This window comes from Caballeronia sp. LZ043, from assembly GCF_031451075.1.
GTDB lineage: Bacteria > Pseudomonadota > Gammaproteobacteria > Burkholderiales > Burkholderiaceae > Caballeronia.
This window is the reverse complement of the sequence record NZ_JARUXT010000026.1, coordinates 1-3,009: the sequence shown is the minus strand read 5'-3', so window position 1 is coordinate 3,009 and position 3,009 is coordinate 1. Positions and strand designations below refer to the sequence as shown.

The following is a 3,009-nucleotide window of genomic DNA, read 5'->3' as shown; positions in this document are numbered from 1 at the left end:
GTAAGCGTCAATCTGAGGCCGTCTTGACGATCAGAACTTGACCTCTGAGAGCCGCTGATTCGTTAGCACGAGATCGAAGGCGGCGGGATCGAAGCTGCCGCCACACCACTCGAGGAAGTGGTCGTGCTCCTCGTGCATCGGATCGGTGTTCGCCTCGAGGAAGTCGGCATATCCTGGCACTCCACCGACGTCTTCCGGTGGACACGCATTCTGCCCGTCCAGGCACAGCGGCCGGCGCATGTCTGGATCAGGCACCAGCGCCTTCTCGACTTTGATCCGATGCTGCCAGTTGTCGCCGTAGTCGTAGATGTAGGTGAATGACTTCAGCCCGCCCAGCGCCTTCGCCAGCGTGACCCGTGCTTCATTGAGCATCGGTGGATCGCTCTGGAATCCGAAGTCATCAGGTTCACCATAGTTGGTTTCGCCGAAGACGAACTCGTGCAGGTGACCGCCTTCCCAGCCCATGGCCAGTTGCAGCACGACATGCAGTTTGCCCAGCCGGATCGAGCCGGGAACGATGATTCGTCGCCAGATCGCCGGCTTGATGTACTTCAGTTCAACGCGCAGTACGTAATCGGGCACTGGCGCCTTGACCAGGCGCAGGGCAGGTTTGCGGGGCTGGACCATCGGATTGATTGTCAGGCGGCTTGCTGCTCGAGGTGTGCAGCCGGCATCAGGCGCCACGGCAGCAACTCGTCGATGCGGTTGATGGGATGATCGGCGATGCGCTCAAACACCGTGCGCAGGTAGGCAAACGGCTCGATGCCGTTCAGGCGCGCCGTACCGATCAGACTATAGATCACCGCCGCGCTCTGGCCACCTCCGTCGGAGCCCGCGAACAGATAATTGCGCCTGCCGAGGACCAGCGGCCTGATCGCGCGCTCTGCCGTATTGTTGTCCACCTCGATGCGCCCGTCTTCGCAATAGCGTGTGAGTGCGTGCCAGTGCCCCAGCGAGTATCTGATCGCCTTCGCCAGCCCGGACTTCGCCGATACCTGTGACAGCGTGTGTTCGAACCAGGCCTTCAGTTCAGCGAGCAATGGGGCCGAGCGCAGCTGGCGCGCAGACAGGCGCACGTCCGGCGTCTGGCCGCGAACCTCGCGTTCAACGGTATATAGCGCCCCAATGCGGCGCAGTGCTTCCTCGGCAATTGGTGAGCTATCCAGCTTGTACAGGTCGTAGAACTTGCGTCGCGCATGGGCCCAGCACCCGGCCTCGATGACCGTGCCGTCACGATACAGCGCGTCATACCCGCTGAAGGCATCTGCCTGCAGGATTCCCGTATAACCCGACAGATGTTCCCGAGGCCGCTCACCTTTGCGGTCGGGTGAGTACCTGTACCAGACTGCTGGTGGAGCGCGGCTGCCTGCCGGGCGGTCATCCCGAACGTAGGTCCACAGGCGCGCCGTGCGTGTCTTGCCACGCCCCGGCTCCAGCACCGGCACGGGCGTGTCGTCGGTATGGATCTTGTCTGCGGCGCGTACATAACCGCCGAGTGCGTCGGACAGGGGTTGCAGCAGCGCTGCCGCTTCACGCACCCACGAAGCCAGCGTTGCCCGGTCCAGTTCGATGCCCGCGCGGCGATAGATACCGGCTTGCCGATATAGCGGCATATGGTCAGCGTACTTCGCGACGACGACCTGTGCGAGCAGCCCGGCACCCGCCATCGAGCGTGCTATCGGCCGCGAAGGTGCAGGCTCCTGTACTACTGCTGCACAGCGCGGGCAGCTCAGCTTCGGACGTACGTGACGCAGCACCTTAAAGTAGCCGGGCACGTAGTCGAGTACCTCCGAGACGTCTTCGCCGAGCACACGCATCTGTTTGCCGCATTCCAGGCATCCGCAGTTTGACGGTGCATGCACAACCGTTTCGCGGGGAAGATGGGCGGGGAAGTGCCGTGACCTGCGGCGCAGCGGAACGACGTTCGTTGTGGCCGATGTATCCGCAGTCGCGTCGGCGTCAGGTACCTTCGCCGGTGCGGTCATATCTGGTTCATGAACAGGCAGCTCACCGAGCGCGAGCTGCAGCTGGTCCATCAGTTCTGCCATGCGCTCCGATGAGCGGCCATACTGCCATCGCTTCAGTCGCGAGATCTCGGCCAGCAACTGCGCGATGGTCTCGTCGCGCGAGGCGACGATGCGCTTGAGAGCGGCGATGTCATCGGGCAGATGGCTGGCTGGCATGCATGCCAGTGTAAATGAAGGCCACGCGCTTGTGGGCTCCCGCACCATGCCTTATGCCGCGTGCGTCGGCTGCCACGTCCGCTCGGGGTGCCGCCAGTCAATCCCTTCGAGCAGCATCGACAGTTGGGCGGCTGACAGATGGACTGTTCCCGAGTCCGCCTGCGGCCACACGAAGCGTCCACGCTCGAGTCGCTTCGCGTACAGGTTCATGCCGTCGCCGCTCCACCATAAAATCTTGATGAGGTCACCGCGACGCCCGCGAAACAGGAAGATGTGCCCCGAGAAGGGATCACGACCGAGTGCTGACTGCACCAGCGCGGCAAGTCCATCCATGCCGCGGCGCATATCGGTAACGCCCGCTGCCAGCCATACGCGGGTACCGCCTGGCGGCGCAATCATGCTGGCATCAGGCAGCGCAGCACGAGGCGCAACTGCACGGGGTCAACCATGCCCGTGACGCGTACACGGGCACCGTTCAGTTCGATCTCGATGCGCGACGCGGCCGGCACGCTCTCGCGATGTGACTCGACAGGCTGCACAGCGAGCGACGCCGGTTCTTCGGTCTCGCCGGTCGGTGCACCAGGTAGCGCTACGGGCAGCAACACCGCTGTGCTGTGCGCCACTCCTTCAAACAGGCCCGCCCGCAGTTGCCGGCGCCACTTGAACACCATATTCGGATTCAGTCCGTGCGCCTGCGAGAGCTTGGCCACCGAAACACCCGGCTCGCACGCCGCGACGGCAACTTGCCGCCGGTACTCTGGTGTGTAATTCGGTCTGCCTTTGCGGTTCGATGATCGCGCATTCCGTGTGTCCAAAGTAGTCCCCA

4 protein-coding genes are annotated in these 3,009 nt (G+C 63.3%); all 4 read right to left on the bottom strand.

Going from position 1 to position 3,009, the window contains the following annotated elements; genetic code table 11:
- Positions 1-30 precede the first annotated feature (30 nt).
- Positions 31-627 carry a plasmid pRiA4b ORF-3 family protein gene (locus QCE64_RS36200; RefSeq protein WP_310009141.1) on the bottom strand — a complete coding sequence of 199 codons (597 nt, stop codon included), beginning with the start codon at positions 625-627 and terminating at the stop codon, positions 31-33.
- An 11-nt stretch (positions 628-638) separates the two neighbouring features.
- Positions 639-2,183: an IS66 family transposase gene (gene tnpC, locus QCE64_RS36195; RefSeq protein WP_310009139.1), complete on the bottom strand. Its 1,545-nt coding sequence runs from the start codon at positions 2,181-2,183 to the stop codon at positions 639-641.
- Between the two features lie 51 nt (positions 2,184-2,234).
- Entirely contained in the window at positions 2,235-2,582 is a 348-nt protein-coding gene (gene tnpB / locus QCE64_RS36190; RefSeq protein ID WP_074295443.1) for an IS66 family insertion sequence element accessory protein TnpB, read from the bottom strand.
- A partial coding sequence (gene tnpA / locus QCE64_RS36185; RefSeq protein WP_310009137.1) for an IS66-like element accessory protein TnpA occupies positions 2,579-3,009 on the bottom strand: 431 nt, incomplete at its 5' end. The genes tnpA and tnpB, both read right to left, overlap by 4 nt.